13 protein-coding genes are annotated in these 18,697 nt (G+C 51.3%); 8 read left to right on the forward strand and 5 right to left on the reverse strand.

The window, feature by feature from the left end; all coding sequences use genetic code 11:
• The 6 genes from KKH67_05870 to KKH67_05895 form a co-directional block, all read left to right on the forward strand.
• A partial coding sequence (locus KKH67_05870; protein MBU1318711.1) for a hypothetical protein occupies positions 1 to 405 on the forward strand: 405 nt, incomplete at its 5' end.
• Positions 406 to 419: 14 nt separating this feature from the next.
• Positions 420 to 1,436 (forward strand): PorV/PorQ family protein, encoded by a 1,017-nt coding sequence (locus KKH67_05875; protein ID MBU1318712.1) that lies wholly within the window; start codon positions 420 to 422, stop codon positions 1,434 to 1,436.
• 175 nt (positions 1,437 to 1,611) lie between these two features.
• Complete coding sequence (gene gatD, locus KKH67_05880; GenBank protein ID MBU1318713.1) at positions 1,612 to 2,997, forward strand: Glu-tRNA(Gln) amidotransferase subunit GatD; 1,386 nt, start codon at positions 1,612 to 1,614, stop codon at positions 2,995 to 2,997.
• Positions 2,998 to 3,061: 64 nt separating this feature from the next.
• Complete coding sequence (locus KKH67_05885; GenBank protein MBU1318714.1) at positions 3,062 to 4,369, forward strand: hypothetical protein; 1,308 nt, start codon at positions 3,062 to 3,064, stop codon at positions 4,367 to 4,369.
• A 91-nt stretch (positions 4,370 to 4,460) separates the two neighbouring features.
• Positions 4,461 to 5,153 (forward strand): penicillin-binding protein activator LpoB, encoded by a 693-nt coding sequence (locus KKH67_05890; GenBank protein MBU1318715.1) that lies wholly within the window; start codon positions 4,461 to 4,463, stop codon positions 5,151 to 5,153.
• Positions 5,154 to 5,169: 16 nt separating this feature from the next.
• Complete coding sequence (locus tag KKH67_05895; GenBank protein MBU1318716.1) at positions 5,170 to 6,564, forward strand: hypothetical protein; 1,395 nt, start codon at positions 5,170 to 5,172, stop codon at positions 6,562 to 6,564.
• Here KKH67_05895 and gatE read toward each other — a convergent pair.
• A complete protein-coding gene (gatE, locus tag KKH67_05900) occupies positions 6,557 to 8,476 on the reverse strand; it encodes a Glu-tRNA(Gln) amidotransferase subunit GatE (protein ID MBU1318717.1) in 1,920 nt (639 codons plus the stop codon). The two genes, KKH67_05895 and gatE, sit on opposite strands and share 8 nt — an antisense overlap.
• Before the next feature lie 196 nt (positions 8,477 to 8,672).
• Here gatE and KKH67_05905 point away from each other — a divergent pair, with 196 nt between their 5' ends.
• Together KKH67_05905 and KKH67_05910 are read left to right on the forward strand one after the other, a co-directional pair.
• Entirely contained in the window at positions 8,673 to 11,741 is a 3,069-nt protein-coding gene (locus KKH67_05905) for an N-6 DNA methylase (GenBank protein ID MBU1318718.1), read from the forward strand.
• A 534-nt stretch (positions 11,742 to 12,275) separates the two neighbouring features.
• Positions 12,276 to 15,485, forward strand: coding sequence for a hypothetical protein (locus KKH67_05910; protein ID MBU1318719.1), 3,210 nt, complete (start codon positions 12,276 to 12,278; stop codon positions 15,483 to 15,485).
• Between the two features lie 123 nt (positions 15,486 to 15,608).
• Here the strand turns inward: KKH67_05910 and KKH67_05915 are convergent, their stop codons facing one another.
• The 4 genes from KKH67_05915 to KKH67_05930 form a co-directional block, all read right to left on the reverse strand.
• Positions 15,609 to 15,833: a hypothetical protein gene (locus KKH67_05915; protein MBU1318720.1), complete on the reverse strand. Its 225-nt coding sequence runs from the start codon at positions 15,831 to 15,833 to the stop codon at positions 15,609 to 15,611.
• Positions 15,834 to 16,016: 183 nt separating this feature from the next.
• A complete protein-coding gene (locus KKH67_05920; protein MBU1318721.1) occupies positions 16,017 to 16,727 on the reverse strand; it encodes a hypothetical protein in 711 nt (236 codons plus the stop codon).
• Positions 16,728 to 17,124: 397 nt separating this feature from the next.
• Entirely contained in the window at positions 17,125 to 18,507 is a 1,383-nt protein-coding gene (locus tag KKH67_05925) for an SAM-dependent methyltransferase (GenBank protein MBU1318722.1), read from the reverse strand.
• A complete protein-coding gene (locus KKH67_05930) occupies positions 18,494 to 18,694 on the reverse strand; it encodes a hypothetical protein (protein MBU1318723.1) in 201 nt (66 codons plus the stop codon). Before KKH67_05930 ends, KKH67_05925 begins: the two co-directional genes overlap by 14 nt.
• Positions 18,695 to 18,697 lie beyond the last annotated feature (3 nt).

Here is an 18,697-nt window from a genome sequence, read left to right on the forward strand (position 1 = left end):
AAGGCGAACACTCCCGCCGATGTGTTCAGATTCTCTGCTCCGAAGATCGGTGAGGATGATGGAACGGTCATCGCCAGAACAATGGAAAATATCAAGACCGTCCCGAATCCATACTACAACTTCTCGCCATACTATGAGCTTAACCAATTCGACAGAATAATTAAGTTCATCAACATTCCGCCGGCGGTCGATGTCACAATCAGAATATTCAATCTTGCAGGCGATCTTGTCCGCACCATTGAACATGACGGTGGCGAGATTTCCGAGATCGAATGGGATGTAAGGACCGACAACGGCCTGTACGTCGCATCGGGAATTTACATCTATCTGGCGGAATCGGATATGGGTCAGAAGGTCGGTAAAATGGCTGTATTCACTGAGATCGAACAGCTCAATACCTACTAAGCAGGAGGAAGATGATGAGAATAAAACCGTTGATAGTTAGTTTTGTGATTGTCCTCCTGGCTGCGTCTTGCCTCTACGCTGGAGGTAGCGAGCGGATCGGTTCCGCCGGCGCACAGGAGCTTCGCATTCCAGTCGGAAGTCGGGCTTCGGCGATGGCTGGCGCCAATATCGCCGATGTCAGCGGAGCCGAAGCGCTCTTCTGGAATCCGGCCGGTGTGGCGCATTTCGAAGGAACGGAGGCGATGTTTACGCACCTCCAATACATCGCCGACATCAATGTCGACTACTTTGGCGTGATGACAAACATCGAAGATTTCGGCTCCATAGGACTGCATGCGAAGGTGGTCTCGATCGGAGAAATGGAAGTCACTACGACTCAAGAGCCACAGGGCACGGGTGAGACATTCAGCCCAACCTTCTCGGTGATTGGCGCGACTTATTCGCGTGTATTCACAGACAGAGTCTCGTTTGGCATGACTGCCAATTTGATCAATGAGAAGATCGAGCAGGTGTCTGCTAACGGTCTTGCATTCGATTTCGGATTCATCTACGATCCGCTGTGGCGCGGATTCAAGTTCGCGATTGCGATTAAGAACTACGGTCCGCAGATGCGGTTTTCGGGCGAGGGATTCAACCTCTCGGTTGATCCACCCGATGCCGAACCGGGCACGCAGTTAAAAACCGTTGCCACGAAGAGCGCTCAGTTCGAACTGCCCGCGTACATCCAGCTTGGCGCATCATGGGATGCCGTCAATCGGGACCTGAACCGCGCGGTGGTCGTTGGTTCTTTCCAGGCCAATAACTTCTCCGAGGATGAGTTCCGTGGAGGAATCGAGTACTCGTATGACGACATGTTCTTCCTTCGCGGTGGATATGTCGGCTCCAGTCAGGATTCCTTCATGTATGGGCTGACACTCGGTGCCGGGCTGAAATACGCCTGGGGACAGAACAGCATCACATTCGACTATTCCTGGGTTGAGACGGACTTCTTCGATAACAACCAGTACTTTACTGCGAAATTCTCATTCTAGTCTGAAATGTGATAGACTCGAAAGAGCCGCCCGAGAGGGCGGCTTTTTCTATGCCTGTATGCGACGCTGCGGTCAAAATATGCCTTGCCATATAGCGCGAAACCGGCTATGATTCGTGCCATTGCGACTCGATTGCAGGCGATAGCTACTCGCACGGAAATATGGAGAGATAATCGTGACTAATTCGGCATATCAGGGTTACAAGGGCGCCGCGCTTGACAAGCTCAAAGAACTCGGGGTGAGAGTCTGGTGCGACGTGGAAGTTACAACCACCAAGGGTCAGTTCATCGGCGTAATCCTGCCGAGATCAGAGACCGGCGATGCGGATCATATCGTGCTCAAAATGCACAACGGTTACAATGTCGGTGTCAAAGTCGATTCGATCATGTCGGTGAAAGAGATCGGCTACAAAGAGGCGCATTACAAGATTCCTGAATCGGAGTTTCCGACCAGTCCCGACAAGCCGAATGTCACACTGCTCGGAACTGGCGGTACCATTGCCTCGCGCCTCGATTACCGCACCGGCGCTGTCATTCCTGCGTTCACTCCGGGCGAACTATACGGTGCGGTGCCGGAACTTGCCGACATCTGCAATTTGAAGACCGAGAAGCTGTTCGGAGTATTCTCCGAGAATATGGGACCGGAGCAGTGGATCGCGACAGCGAAGGCGATCGGTCGAGAGATCGAAAACGGCGTCGATGGTATCGTGATTGGCCACGGCACCGACACGATGCATCACACGGCGGGGATTCTCTCATTCATGGTTCAGGATTCGCCAGTGCCGATCGTTATGGTAGGATCGCAAAGATCGTCCGATAGGCCATCATCGGATGCCGCATTCAACCTCAGATGCGCCGCGCATACCGCAGCATGTGGTGATATTGCCGAGGTCATGGTCTGCATGTTTGGGCCTACATCGGATCAGTACAACCTGCTGCATCGTGGGACTCGCGTCCGCAAGATGCATTCGTCCTATCGCAGCACATTCCGCACAGTCGGCGATATTCCGATCGCGAAATGCACGCCTGACAGTGTTACACCTCTGCGCGAGGATTACAAGCGCCGCAGGAAAGACCGGAATGTAAAGATCGATACCGCATTCGAGGAGAAAGTCTCAATTGTATACTACTATCCCAACATGAAGCCCGATATCATCGAATCGCTGGTCGATCATGGCTACAAGGGCATCGTGATAGCCGGAACCGGCCTCGGACATGTCAACAAACCTCTCTACCAACCGCTGCGTAAGGCTATCAAACAGGGCGTCGCAGTCTACATGACCGTCCAGACACTATGGGGATATGTCCAGATGTTTGTCTATGACACCGGACGGGACCTTCTCGATGCGGGCGTAGTGCCTGCGGCGAACATGCTGCCGGAAGTTGCGTATGTCAAACTCTGCTGGGCGCTTGGACACACGACCGACCTTGAGGAAGTCAAGAAGATCATGCTGACTCCGATTGCCTACGAGATCACCGACGGCGAGCCACACAACGGATACCTCATCATGCAGGGCGGCCTCCCCGAGACCGAAGAGTTTATCGCGAAGTATGTGAGGTGAAGGTTTGGAAGACATACGGAATCCAGGAGGAAAGAGGCCGAGTACTGGAAGCCACGAGAGACTAATGGAGCCTAGCATGGTGGTAAAACAGAAGTTCTATCGGGACTATGTCTTGCCACTACTTAATGTAGAGCCCGCGGATACCAATTACGGTTCATTCCTAGAGATGGGATACATGGCATGGCGACTCGGAATAACGCAGTCGGACCTGAAGCGCTGCAGATTCGTTTTGGCCATGTGCCACGAGATTACAATGAAGTGGCCTATTGACTCGATATCTTTGATCTCGACCATGATGAGAGAATACTACAAGGTGCACAGCAGGCGGAGCTTTGGTGAGAAACTATACGGTGACTATAGAGACGCTGAAAATGCGGATTTCAAAGCAGCCTATTTACTTAATGTCTATAAAGTGATATTCGAAAATGACTTCCGCCTCTGGGCGACTATTCCATATGTTTACGCAGAATACATCTTGAACGCCAAAACAATTAGTGGTGATTTATCCCAATCTGTATTTCTGGGAGCAAGCGCAAAGTTGAAATCGATATCTGACAGTGAAACTCTATCGCGACGCGGCAACTTGAGCGATATTGTAGCTGGGTTCGACGCTAAGCTCCGCCACGCTGGCGCGGGGCATGAGGATTGGGAACTCGACGATTCAGGCGGCATAGTCTTCAGAGTTCGTGATCCGCGTTCAGGTAAGCTGAAGTCTTCTATAAATAAGACTTTAAGTGAGTTTGAATCTGATGTTGTCTCCTGTAGACGAACAATTTGGGTGCTTCACATGGGTGTTATAGCATACTTGAACAACAATCGCGTGCTTAGCTGTGAGATTCATGAGCAGCCAACGTTCAAAATCTCGGAAATGCGCGCCTATCTAGAAGACTTCGCGCTCGACCGAGGCTTGAGAGTTGCTAGGTTCGAGTGCAACATTGATCGTTCGCAAGTATCGCTTGGACTCTGCTATTCTCCGAACACAGAGGCCAGAGGTGGGACTGTGCGATTTGGCTCTGGCGAGGCATTTGATCTAGTGAGAATCGTAACCCGATCATCATATAAGAATCAGATTCTAGAGGTTCTGGAGTTTCTAATGCAGCACTTTGACCGTTCACGATTCCCCACTGTTGCGCTGGACATTTCTGATAAGACTGAGACCGTGGTCGCGTCCTTAGTTATTAAGTCAAACGAGCTAAGCAAAGTGGCGGCTGATCCCGGTAGTGGCGAAATGCCCGCGCTGCTAGTAGGCCAGTTGCCCGATGACGAGTGTGTGTTGATCACGGAACATGGAGTCCCGTTGGGACATGGCAAGTTCATTGAGAAACAGCTTAAAGAGCAAGGATATGAAGTTATGGTCGAGCACTGCGAGTGACGGCGATAGCTTGCCAGTTGAAAAGCCCTTGTGCATCCTCTTCCAAGAAAACTCTTGCGCCATACATACCACATTTGTAGTATTCTGCCGAATGTTGAAACTTGACATCGTATTGTCAGTATGGATAGTTCGAAGAAACAGAGACATCGCTCATAAACCACAAGGAGAGGGTAGAATTGTGAAAAAGCTGATTTTTGTCTTGTTGATCCTCGCGGCGGCCGCATTCATATTCGGCTGCGGAAGTTCCAGGCAGGTCACGCGCATGGACCCCGAATCCCAGACCGATCTGTCGGGCAAATGGAATGAAACCGACGCCAGATTGGTCGCCGAGGAGATGATCTCCGACTGTCTGCGCCGCCCCTGGCTGACTACCTTCAACGCCGAGAAGGGGAGAAAGCCGGTCGTGACGGTCGGCAGAATTCGCAACAGCAGTTCCGAACATATAGACACCGAGACATTTACGAAGGATTTTGAGCGCGAACTGCTCAACTCCGGATCGGTTAGCTTTTCTGGCAGCAAGATTGAGCGCGATGACGTTCGCGAAGAGCGGCTCGATCAGCGCGATTTCGCATCACCCGAGACTGTCAAGAAGCTGCGTGAGGAAACCGGCGCCGATTTCATTCTTCTCGGATCGATCAAGAGTATCACCGATCAGATCGAGGGCAAGCAGACGATATTCTATCAGACCGATCTCGAACTGATCAATGTCGAGACAAATGAGAAAGTCTGGATCGGCGACAAGAAGATCAAGAAGGGTATTGCGCAGAGCGGTACTAAGTTCTAGGTCAATCTTGGTATCAATGACACGCGCTAAATCATGTATTCCGGCGCTTCTGGCGCTTCTAATTATATCCGGTTGCGGGTCTGTGCGGACCCGCACCGGCTTCTATGATCCGATCACTGTCGATCTGAAGAAGGGCGAATACGAGGCCGCAGTCGCTGGTGTCGAAGCCGCTAAGGAATCGAACAAGTACGAGCATAAAGATCGGTTTGTCTATTTCATCGATGCCGGAATGGCGAACCACTTTGCCGGAAATTTCGATTCGAGCAACGCAAGGCTCACTCTCGCCGAAAGCTCCGCAGAGGACCTTTTCACCAAAAGCATCAGCCGCGCCGCAGCGTCAATGCTCCTCAATGACAATGTTCTCGAATATGCGGGGGAAGACTACGAAATCCTCTACACCAATATCATCATGGCGCTCAACTATTTGATGTTGGGCAATTACGATGACGCGTTCGTCGAGGTCAGGCGTGCGAATCTGAAACTCGATCTCCTCGATCAGAAATATGCCACTGCTGCCGAGAAGCTGCAGCGTGGATCTCCAGACGATACCGCGCGCATCGAGGTCGACTACAATGTTGAGAAAGTCCGATTCCACAACGACGCTTTCGCCCGGTATCTCAGCATGCATATGTATGCCGCAGGCGGCAAATGGGATGACGCCCGTATCGATTACGATTATCTGCGCGATGCGTTCAAATCGCAGCCGCATGTGTACAATTTCGAGATGCCGGAAGTTACGTACACTCCACAAGGGGATGGAGTTATTCTGAGCGTAATCGGGATGGCGGGGCTGTCGCCGGTTAAAGAGGCGTTCGATCTGCGGATCAGAACAGACAAGGACCTCGGTCTGGTGCAGGTGCTCTATACTGATTCCGAGAATCACGAATCTGAGTACGGTCATCTGCCTATAGATATCGGTGAAGATTTTTATTTCAAGTTTTCGATTCCTCGGATAGTCGAGCGACCGACTACCGTCGATCGGATACGAGTTTTCGCCGGACCGCAGACAATCGGTGAACTACAACTTGTCGAGGATGTGTATCGCGTAGCCGAGGAGACATTCAGGGCGAAAAGCTCTCTGATCTATGTCAGATCAGTGCTGCGTGCTGTCTCGAAAGGGCTGTCAGCGCATCTGATGAAGAAGAAAGCTGATACCGGTGGGTTTGAGGGCTGGCTTAAGAAAGCCGCGATTGATGTGGCGACTGAGATTTCCGAAGGCGCGGACCTTCGCTGCTCACATCTGCTGCCGGGGAGAATCTATGTCGGCGATTTCGAACTGGAGCCGGGAGTATATGACTTGCGAATTGAATTTATCGATAAGGCGGGGAATCTGATTTGCGCCGAGGAACTTCCCGGATATGAAGTCCGGTCAGGCGGATTCAATATTGTGCAGACAGTCTGCCTCAATTAGTCCGGAGTGCGTCAAAAAGCGTTTTGAGAACCAGCTCTCCCGGCAAGCTCCCGCGAACCCGAGACATAATTGCTCCCATCAGGTATTGGAACTTCCGTCTCTCACCATTGAAACTGATATTTTCGACCTTCTCGACTTCTTCTCGGGCTATTTCTGTCAGATAACCGTTGTCCACCGTTCGATAATCTCTCTTCTCTACAATCTGCGCAAGAGTCGCAGGATTGCCGGATTGACAGAACTCGGTCAGAAGGTCGGGGATGGCCTCACGAGTGAACATCCCTTTCGAATACATCGAGAACAACTCAACCAGATTATTGTCGGTGACTCTCTCTGTAGGCAGACCTTTTCTGCGAAGGCTCTTGAGGGTTTGAGTCAGCACCACAGCGACAAGCTTCGGGTTGACATCAGTGTCTGCGACAATGCTATCGAATACTCTCGCTCTGTCGGATATCGTAAGCGGTCTGATGACATCTTCGCTTAACCCAAGCTCTCGCCATCGCTGCTCTTTTTCATAGGAGCGCTCCTGCAGATTATCCGCGATCTTCTTCAGTCTCTCGTCAGTTACTGCCAGCGGTGGAAGGTCTGTGTCGGGATACATCCTGTCCGGGCCAGGGAGGATACGCTCGAAATCCGTGTTTCCATTGCCGATATCCTGGCGTGTCTCGTTCGGCACCCCTCTGATTGCTTCGAGAGTCCGGAACTTGATCTCTTCAAGGGCTGTCTCGACATCTTGCGCCGTTCCCCAGACGACAATCACGGTATCGGTCAGCTTGCATCCGCAGTGATTCCTGATGGCGGTCCATTCATCAGTCGAGAGTTCCGATTGATCGGGTGCATCCGAATGGAAAAGATTGGGCCGCTGGTCAATACATGCGACAACTTTGAGCCTACCGGAGTATTCCCAAGCAAGAGTATACCCCGGTTGAGTCGGATGATTCAGAAGACCAGCGAAGCCATTGATCTTTGCGCATTTCACGACTCCTCCCGAATCGAGAGCCGAGCGGATCGAGGCCGATTTGGTGCCGGAGAGCAGATCCGTGAGGTCGTGATTGCTTAATACCAGACTTTTGCGGGAGATTCCTCTTGATTGGATAGCCGCCTTGATGTCCAGGAGCGCCTTTTGCCGCAACGCTTCGACATGCGTCAGGTCGCGAACGTATCCGGTTTTGGCGACACCCTTGATTTCGACTCTCGTACCGCCATTGATGCTGACATTGACATCCTGCCGTACCGAACCGATCCCGCGCCGCACTTTGCCGGACGCCTTGAGCAGTCTGCCGATCAGTTCATTAACTTCGGCGGCCTCAATCGGGCTTTTCATGTCGGGGTACGTTATAACTTCCACGAGCGGAGTCGAGAGTCTGTCGGCCTTGAACGTAATTGTGTGACCGATATCCGATATTTCCCGGCAGGCATCCTCCTCGAGGCAGATCTGGATAATTCTGATCCGGCGGTCTTTGTACGGCACCCATCCTTCAACGCCGACCACCACGGTCCGCTGAAATCCGGTCGGAATGCTGCCATCGAGATATTGCTTTCGCGATATGTGAATCTCGTCGACAATATTGCAGTTGAGCAGCAGCGAGATTTCGAGCGCGATGTCGAGCGCCTGCTGATTCAGCTCGAACGGCGGCGTATCATCCATCTCATACGTGCATGTGCTTCCCTTGACAAGCTGGTAGATGACATTCTTCCGCGTCTTGAACTCCATCAATGCGGTGCCGTCATATTCCCCCAACTCCGAGAGGGTCGGGCGCATGTGCCGCAGGATCGTAGCATCGGGCGGCTCGTGACGCAATCCAACCGGACAGCGACAGAAGAGCTTGCGTTTTGTATCGAGTTGCTGATGAATTTCCAGTCCGCACATGAAGCCGAGTTGGTCGAAATCTGCCGGCGGAAGTTGCGTTTTCATATTAGATCGATCCTTCTTTCTCCACTCTGAAAAGATAGGCAATATATACTTCCATGATTGGCAGGTCAAGCCCAGAGGGACGTTTAATCGACCTTGCAGATAGCGTTTTAAGATTCTATATTGTATTATTGAACCGACAATCTGATCTTAGCGGGGGGCCGCGTAGCGGCCTGAGGCATTAAGCGAATGAGTTGGAATGCAGAGACCAGACATCAAACCATCCAATAAGGCGGTTCGAGACTATTACAAAACACTCGAAGGCTTTGATCGGCAGAGCATATCCCATGAGACTGCCGTTCGTGCCGCATTCCAGAATCTCCTCGCCGACACCGCGAAAGTCCGCAAATGGACACTGATTCCAGAGCTGGGGGACAAAGTCGACGGCAGGACTATCCGCCCCGATGGCACACTCCGCGACACCTTCCACATGCCGCGAGGCTACTGGGAGGCAAAGGACACTGCCGACGATCTTGACGCTGAGATCAAGAAGAAGATCGCCAAAGGCTATCCGATCAACAACACTATCTTCGAAGATACGTGCCATGCAGTTCTCTTCCAGAACAAGCAGGAGGTGCAGCGCTTTGATCTCTCTGTGGCAAAAGAACTTACACTTCTGCTGAACACTTTCTATTCCCATGAAGAACCGAACATCGAACAATTCGAGAAGGCTGTCGACGAGTTCAAGATTCGTGTCCCCGATCTTGCCCGGAGCCTTACGGAGAAAATCGGACAGGCGCACAAAGATAACAAGAAGTTCATTGCGGCATTCGGAGACTTCTTCGGACTCTGTAAGAATTCACTTAATCCGAATATCAGCAAGGCGGCGGTTGATGAAATGCTGGTGCAACATTTGTTGACGCGACGGCTCTTTCAGACGATCATTGACAACCCCGATTTTGTGCACCGAAACGCTATCGCCGCCGAGGTCGAGAAGGTCATCGACGCTCTGGCAAGCAAGAGCTTCAGTCTGCACGAATTCCTCAAATCGCTCGATCAGTTCTATGTCGCCATCGAATCCGCCGCACACGGACTCACTGAGTTTGGCGAGAAGCAGCACTTTCTAAATACCGTATATGAACGGTTTTTCCAGGGGTATTCGGTCAGAGTCGCCGATACGCACGGAATCGTATACACTCCGCAGCCGATTGTCGATTTCATGTGCGCCAGCGTCGAGGAAGTCCTGAAGTCGGAATTCGGCAAGAGCCTCGGCAGCAAAGATGTCAATATCCTCGACCCCTGCACCGGCACCGGAAACTTCATTGTCAATCTATTGCGGCGGGTGCAGAAACGTGATCTGAAGCGGGTTTACGGCGAACAGCTATTCGCCAACGAAGTCATGCTGATGCCGTATTACATCGCCGCGCTCAATATCGAACATGAATATTATGTGCGCACCGGTGAGTACGAATCATTCGACGGTCTCTGCTTCGTAGATACGCTCGATATGGCCGAACCCAAGCAGACGCAAATGGAATTCATGACAGAGAAGAACACGGCGCGTGTGAATCGTCAGAAAAAGACTCCGATCACCGTGATTATCGGCAATCCCCCGTACAACGTCGGTCAAATCAACGAAAATGATAATAATAAGAATCGGAAGTACAAAGTTATCGATAAAGGTATCAAGGACACCTATGCGAAAGACTCGAAAGCGACGAACAAGAACGCGCTATCCGATGCCTATGTGAAATTCTTCCGCTGGGCGACCAATCGGCTGGAGGGGCGCGACGGCATCGTCTGCTTCGTTTCAAACAACAGCTTTGTCGATCAGATCGCATTCGACGGCATGCGCAAGCATTTGCTTCAGGATTTCACACAAATATACCATGTCGATCTTCACGGAAATGTCAGGAAAAACCCAAAATTGAGCGGAACAACACACAATGTCTTCGGAATACAGGTCGGAGTCGGAATCACGGTTGCCGTTCGCAAGGGCGACCACAAAAGCAGAAAACTGGTGTATGAGCGCGTCCCGGAGTTTTGGCGAAAGGAAGAGAAGCTCGACCACCTGCGACAGATGGGATCGGTCGGATCGGTCAAGTGGACTCGACTCAGACCCGACAGCCGGTTTGCATGGTTGACCTCTGCACATGGCGACGAATACGAGGCATTCATTCCGCTGGGCACCAAAGAGGCGAAAGCAGCCGGTGCGCGAGAACCAAGTGTGATATTCAAGCTCTATTCCGGCGGTGTGAAGACAAATCGCGATACTGTCGTTTATGATTTCGACAGAGATGCGCTCATCCGGGGGGTCAAGCAGTTCATCGAAGACTACAATTCCGAGGTCGATAGATATCAACGCGCCGATGGAAAGCCGGACGTTGATTCTTTTGTGAAGTACGATAAGATCAAATGGAGCGAATCGCTGAAAAACAGCGTTGTTCGCGGCGCACGTGCTGCATTCATCGAAGAGAACCTCAGAGTGTCAACATACCGGCCCTTCTTAAAGCTGAGCCTGTTCTTTGATGCGCTTCTCAATGAAAGGCGCTACCAGCTACCAGTGATCCTTCCCACCCCAGAATCGGAAGCTGACAATCGGCTGATGTGCGTAAGCGGCATTGGAAGTAGTAGGCCATTCCAAACGCTCATTGTCTCTGGTATTCCATGCCTTGATATGCTTGAGAAAACGCAATGCTTCCCCTTCTACGTCTATGACGAAAATGGGAGCAATCGGCGGGAGAATATCACCGACTGGGCGTTGAAGACATTCCGCGAACATTACAACGACAAGAAAATCGGCAAGTGGGATATATTCAACTATGTCTACGGGCTGCTACATCACCCTGTCTACTGCGAGAGATATGCCGACTGCCTCAAGCGAGAGCTTCCCCGCATCCCATTCGCGCCAGATTTCCGCGCGTTCGCCGAAGCGGGTAAGAGGCTCGCCGGGCTGCATCTCGACTATGAGAAGATCGAGCCGTATGAACTCGAATGGATCGAGGCCAAGGGAATTCCCCTGTCGTATCGAGTCGACGACAAAATACGACTCAGCAAAGACAAGTCTGAACTCAAAGTCAACGATTCGCTAACGCTCGGTGGCATTCCGAAGAATGCGTTCGAATATCGCCTCGGCAACCGGTCGGCACTCGATTGGGTAATCGACCAGTACAGAATCAAGACCGACAAGCGAAGCGGGATTCTCAGTGATCCGAATCGCCCGGATGACGAAGAGTATATCGTTCGGCTTGTCGGTCAGGTGATCAATGTCAGCATTGAAACCATGAAGATCGTAAGATCTCTTCCAGTGCTCGGTTTGCCTTCCTGACAGCCGACTGAATCGTGCAGGAAAGGATTCCTGCCCGCGTGAAGATTCAACATTCCTGACCATTCAGCGTCTATGAAGTGGTCTGCTGTATCAAAATGTCCCGAGTGTAGAGTTTCAGGCCGTCATTGCCGATTCTTTTTCAATGTGTCCCGAAGAATCCAAATTGTGATGGAATGAATCATTACGAATCTTGCCATGTTTATATGTAACAGCAGCTTTCAGAAGGTATGGGGACATCATGGAGATCCTATCATCGTGCAAATAGGTGCCTGTTTGTTCTTGACTTTTTCGGAAGGTTTTGCATATTATTGTATACTGACTTTTTACTCATCGCCATTACGTGTATTTGAAACCTGTAATTATGTAACATCAACTTCGAACGTCAGATTAGCGGAGGTGCTTATGCAGGAATCCTGAATATGGCGACGTGTATTTATGACAACATCAGCCATATGAGGGACACAAGCGATATTTCTAATTCACCAAACCACAGCAGTAAATTGAACTTTGACTAATCACCGAAAGGAGCAAGAGGTGAACAGAAGTTTTAGTTTGATATTTGTTCTAACTCTGATTCTGATGCTGTTGGCAGTCGGACCGGCAATGGCTACGGACAACGCACCTGCCGCAAAGGCTCAGAAGCTGATGATCAGACAGATGGACGGTAGCGAAGATTCTCCGGTGGGCAATGGCGGACCGTTGCTCGGTTCATCCAGCTTCGCACCGGGTCCTCAACCTCCCGGCGATACAGTCGGGATAACCCGGTATGAATTCCAGAAGAATGGCTCAATGGGCCGTCAGATCGCTTACACACCAAGCCTGAGTGGTTCGCCGTACGTCCACTTTATCTGGATGAAGAGTCCGGGTACAGCAGGCTTCAGGCATATTAACTACAACGCACGCAACCTGACGAACGGTGCATGGGCACATTCGTCTGGTGCGTCGGGTGGTACGGAAGTATCCGGTAACAATGGCGGATACACCACGATCGATGTTACATCATCGGGTGCAGCAGTCGGCGCATGGCATGAAGGTCCAGCTGCGGCGTTGTATCGCACGAGGTCAGGGCCCGATAGCAGTCCCCCAAACGGGACCTTCGCCACGGTATTCTCACCAAGCCCTTCGAATCTGGCGATTCCCAACTGTCAGGATTTCGCCTCCGGCACCCAAGAGGGCGACGCCTACATTTGGCCGGCGGTCGAGTATCAGCTTACGTCCGGCCTCGATAAGGTGATCCACCTTGTGTCGACAGAATCACCGCCCGAAACAGTCCAAGGCGAGTATTGGAAGTCGCTCATCTATTACAGATATGTGAACGGTGAGTTCGATAAGTGCACCGCTGGTGATTCGGTCGGACTGTACATTGAGACAACGTATGACATCGCTGGCGTCGTTCGTTCCGACCCGAACCCGACGCGCGACAACGTGGCGATCGTCTATCTGAAACCTCTTACCCTCGATCTCACCCAGTTACCATGTACAACATGGACGACATTTGCGAACGAAGTCTACTATATAGAGTCGACTAACGGCGGTGCTAACTGGGGAGTACCGGTAAATGTGACGAATTACTCGGATGGCGGCGCCAACAATTACGAAGATGCCCGGCTGTGGGCTAACAATGAAGTCAGCGCTATATACGATTCTGCTGGCGTTCTCCATATCATTTGGGTCACACCAGATAAGGACATGGAAGACAATCCATGCCAGCCGCTGTTCCGCAGCAGCATGTGGCACTGGAGCAATGATCAGGCACCGGGCGTGAACATCTCGCAGGTGCTCGACGCAACCGGAGTAACCGGTTTCTGTTCCCAAGGAATCGGTGCAGGACTCGGTGCTATCTCCAAAGTCAACATCTCCGAATGCTACACCGGCTCGAGTGAGCTTCTTTATGTCATGTTCACTCAATTCGGAGTCGAGGCCACGGAGGGTGGCGGTCAGCTTAACTGCGGCGACTGCTCGAATGGCGGTTACGCAAACGGTGATATTATGATCACCGCCTCCAGTGACGGTGGTATCACGTGGGGTCCCGACGGTAGCCTACCGGAGCACGACACTACATCGACAGCAGGCACAGGTACTCCGGTTAAGAAGGGTACTACTGTTGATTTGACCAATACATGGACTGATGATTGTCTCGGTGGCGATTGCCACAATGAGAACTTCGGTTCGATGGCTAAGTATTCGGTCGATGAAGTACACATCATGTATGTAGATGACAACGATGCTGGTAGCTTCATACAAGAAGAAGGTACAGAGACCGACAATGCTATGAAGTACATGACTTATGACTGTTTCTCTCCGGAACCGATCTTCGATTACGCGACCGGCGCGCAGTCTTATGATCTAGTGGTTTCTCCGAATGACAGCACCGGCTGCACGATCGGCGTCACTACGACATTTGAACTGAGATTGACGAACAACGGCAACGTGCCGATCGGTTTCACTCTCACACCGAATCAGGGCTGGATTTCACCAGCCACGACTTCGGGTTCGATCACAGCCGGTATCGATGCAACGCACACAATCACGGTTACAATCGGTCCGGTTGCCGCAGAGGGTAACTACTCCGGTACTATTGCTGTCAGCCTGACAAGTAGCGCAGGCAGCGCTAATTTCGATGTCAACATCAGTCTGCGCGCTCGCTGCCAGTATTATGCTGACGAATACAGCGATCCATATCTGTCGACCCAATGCTGGTCGGTAGCGGTCTGGAACGTTGGAAGAGCCGGTCTTGCCGCGGCTTCTGCACTTGGCAACATGTACTGGTTTGAAGACAGTGTAGACCTGATGTACGATGAAGGCGTAGTTATCACGTATGCTGACGATCCTTCACAGACATACTTCTCGTTCTTCGATGGTTCTGACGATAATGTCTACTTCGAAGGCGCTTCGGTACTGACCCTTGAGAGTCACAGCAACTATGATTATGCGAAGGGTGAGTTTATCACACCTGACAAGGTAGTCAGAGGGGTAGCTGAATACTACGTCCCGACGCATCCAGACACATGTGTGTTGATTGAGCGTGTGACATTCATCAACCATGCCGACACGACGATCCGGATTCACATTGGAGAAGGCATCGACTGGGATATTCCTGATGGGGCCGATGGATCGGACAACCGCTCAGGAGCGGACGGCACCGGTCAGTATGTATATCAGTATGGACCGATAGCCGATCCTCAGCAGGATTACTATGGTGGAGCAGCGTTCTCACATGAGATCGCCGGCGCGATCGTGCTTGAGAACGACATCTGGGTATATCCGAACTCCGGCTATGTACCAGCTGACATTGGCAATCTGCTGACTACATTGAGCGGTTTCACGGCATCGGATCCAGATTCGATCGAGGACCTGAACTCATTCTACGCAGTGTGTCAGGATCTTGAGATCGAACCAGGTAAGAGCATCACGGTTTGTAAGGTCAAGACATCGAGTTTGACCGGCAAGACGGACTTTGACAATCTTATAGCTAAAGGTCGTTTGTGGATCGCTGCTAACGGTCTTTCGTGTCCTGGTTGTGCAGGCATCATCTGTCTTGAGGGTGATGCAGACGGCAGTACGGGTGTTGATATCGACGACGTCGTATATCTGATAGCGTACATTTTCACCGGCGGCCCGCCGCCAGTGGCAGCAGTATGCTGTGGTGATGCAGACGGCAGCGGCGGCGTGGACATCGACGATGTGGTCTATCTGATAGCCTACATCTTCACCGGTGGACCTGCACCCATCTACTCGTGTTAGTGCGCACGGCATAGCAGAGCTTACAGAAGACTGTAAGACTCTTTAAGCGTAAAGAACAAGGAGCGATCATAATTGATCGCTCCTTTCTTTTGCATGGCAATTCTGACTGTGTAGTGCTTGTTCTCAGTAGCTGTACTTCGGCTCCCATCCCGCAGGCCCATCCGCAAGCAGATCGAAGAAGTGCCACGTGCTGCAGAAGTCATCACCGGGTCCGAAGTAGGCTTTCGAAATTCGATGCATCATGCCGTCGGGAGACTTCTTGAATGCCGATATATCGGGCCAGTACCCACCATCATCAGTCTGGAAGCCCACGTCTTTGGCGAACGAGTTCTCGCTGCATGAGTACATCTTGAAATCTCAGTTTCGACTGGAAGCAAACTCCTTCTGAACATCAGGCCGATCCGGAGATATGACCACAAACGCCGCTCTGTTCTCGATATGATGCAGCAGGCCGGTAAGACCGTCGGCCCACATCACTGCGAGGGAATCTGGCTGCCGGAATTCTCGAGACAACTGCATGGCGCAGATCAGTTATTGTACCAACGAATCCAGCTCGCGACTTCCGTCAAGCTTATTGGTAATATCGACAGTCTGGTAGGGCGTAGCCCAAACCGAAAAATTACTTTTGTCTGCGAGGAACTCAAAATCTGTCCCGAAAGCGCGGTTGAAAACGGCTCTGAAGATGTTTACCGGGCTGATAGATGGGTACAGAATAGGACAATCAGTTCCACCTGTGTAGACTGCATTGAGGATTGACGTTCTTTCCAATACGTTCGATTTGTCTATACTCCCCCAGTCCAGCATTGACCCGGGACCGTGATCCGCGTGCAAGATAATCACCGGGGGAGTCTTGGATCGAGCGAATATGCTATCTATACATCGAATCAATTTACCGTTCAGCCACGACAGATATCCCGCATAGCCCTTGCGGTACTCATCTTGAGTGCCTCCCGAGAGTATGAAATGCGATCCGTCAGCAAATACGAAACTTCTGTTTGGATTGACTTCCTCTCCATCTGAATCGAAGACAAATGGGGGATGTGGTGCTATCATATGAGCGAAAACAAACACAGGCCCATCCGTCTGCGAAGCTTCCGCGAGATGATCAAGAGTGTAATTGAGTCGATTTCTGTGAGCAGAGTACTGCAGCCCAAGATGCTCGGAAATTCTTGCGATCAGTGTCAGCGCAATCAGGACCTGCTCAAACTCAGTCAGGACCAGTTCGAAGTTGCTACGAGACATATCGCTACGATGTTGACGATGCGTGTAACCGGCATCACGCTTCTGCGCGCAATCAGAAGTAGCACTACTGCAATCAAGTAAATGAGAATCCAGACAATTACATAGCGTATACGCATTTGGGCTGGAATTGGGCACAATCCCATAGAGTACATAGAAGCTGTGATTGGTCCGTACGAGAAGCAGTACAGTATAGAGAAGGAGACTACGAGCCCGGCCTTTCTCCCATCTCTAACGGTGAATTTCAGCATTAACCAGAGGATTGCTGCGCAAATGAGCAAGACTGCCGATGCCCGAAGTAACTGGCTGAGATGGGTTTCATCGGCGTTCAGAGAATAAAGGTATATAACCGGAAAAGCCGACAACAGCAGAATGTGGAACGGGTATCGGTTCACAGATGTCAGTTCCCTTTTGATTCCATGAGAAACAGTACTCTCTCGCTGCCGCTAAGCGGTGCCTTCCTGCTGATCGTGAAGTATTGCCTGAACGCATCCGCGAAACCAGATTCGGAGTAATCCTCGAAGATATCCTGTCTCGATCGAAGCAGTCGAACCACCTGAGAGTCGGCTTTGGGTACAAATTCAATTATTAGGCTGTGACAAATGCCCGCAAAAAACTCAGCAATCAGTCCCGGCGGAACATTGTTGGAAATCACCAGATGGTGAACAAGAGCCAGCGCCATCACGCAGTCTGGCGTGCCGCGGTTGATAAGGGCTATCCGCTCCTCGTTTCGCCAACCGATACCGGGGCTCGGATTGGTCAGGTCAGCAAGCAGTGGCAGACACTTAGTATCCCCGATCCGAAGGCATTCCAGATAGTTCTTCTCGACTGCCGCCGGATCGCTGTCAATTGAGAGAGTCTGAATCCCTTTCGATGATGCGAGGCGGCTGAATCGACCGGTATTGCTACCGATATCCCATACGCTCCGGGGCAGTACAGCATCGAGGAAATCGGCAACTGCAGACTCTTTTTGTCGCAGCGTATCGTCACTGTAATTAGTATCGCTGTAGTAATCAGACCATACAGTTCCAGCAGGTTCATAGGAAAGTCCCCTGACTGCGGATTCGAGACTGTCGATTAATCCCAGAAATGCCTGTTGGCTAATCCTGCGGCCTGTTCCGACCCGTTTGTCTGCGTATCGACGCTGACTAATCGAATGGAGATATATGTGACTCAACAGAGAGAATCGGAGCCGACTCCGTATTGGCAGAAGTGAGCTAGCCAGATCGAGCGGAATACCATCTATATTGTTTCTTAGCAGTTGGCTGAGACGGATGTCTCGACAGCTCATTAGAGCAAGTGGGGCCAGGAAGTGTTGGCAGAATTGTCGGTAGGCATTCCAAGTATGACCTTCCTCGTAAATCTCAAAAGAAAGAGTATCTATGAAAATGGGTTTACCTTGATGAAACTGAACATTGTATGCGCTGGCATCTTTAAGGGTCATGCCGAAGCGAAATGCAATGTTCTGGATTGCCAGAGTTGTCGGGGCTGCATCCCTGAGTTGGCTGAAGCACCACTCGTAAGGATACGTCAGGAAGTCTATCTGTTCTGGTCTGATGACCTTGTATTCAAGCTCGGAACGCCCGGCGAGCTTATCCACCTCTTCGTGATTCAACAGTAATCCAGCCTCGGTCAGCGCGTCGTACAGACCGGACCCCATAAGATATTCATAGTGCTCCCTATAGCACTTGTTGATCTGACGATAGATCGTTCCGCCGTCCAGAAAAACGAATCCGCTCGGATCCCTGAATGAGCTCTTGATGATGCGGCTACTGATCGTCATTCTTATTCGAGCGCTTTTTCCCCAGACGGGTGGCCAGGAACATTCTCACATTCTTCCAGAAGGCTTTTGTAGCAAACACAGCACCCAGCAAACCGGCTATGAGAATCTGGAAAACGTAGCTGCCGCTGCCCGGATCGATGTAGGTGTGCGCACTGCCAAAGAATTGAACTAGCCACAGAGAAGTCAGGAC

It is taken from the genome of Candidatus Zixiibacteriota bacterium, from assembly GCA_018820315.1.
Lineage (GTDB): Bacteria > Zixibacteria > MSB-5A5 > JAABVY01 > JAHJOQ01 > JAHJOQ01.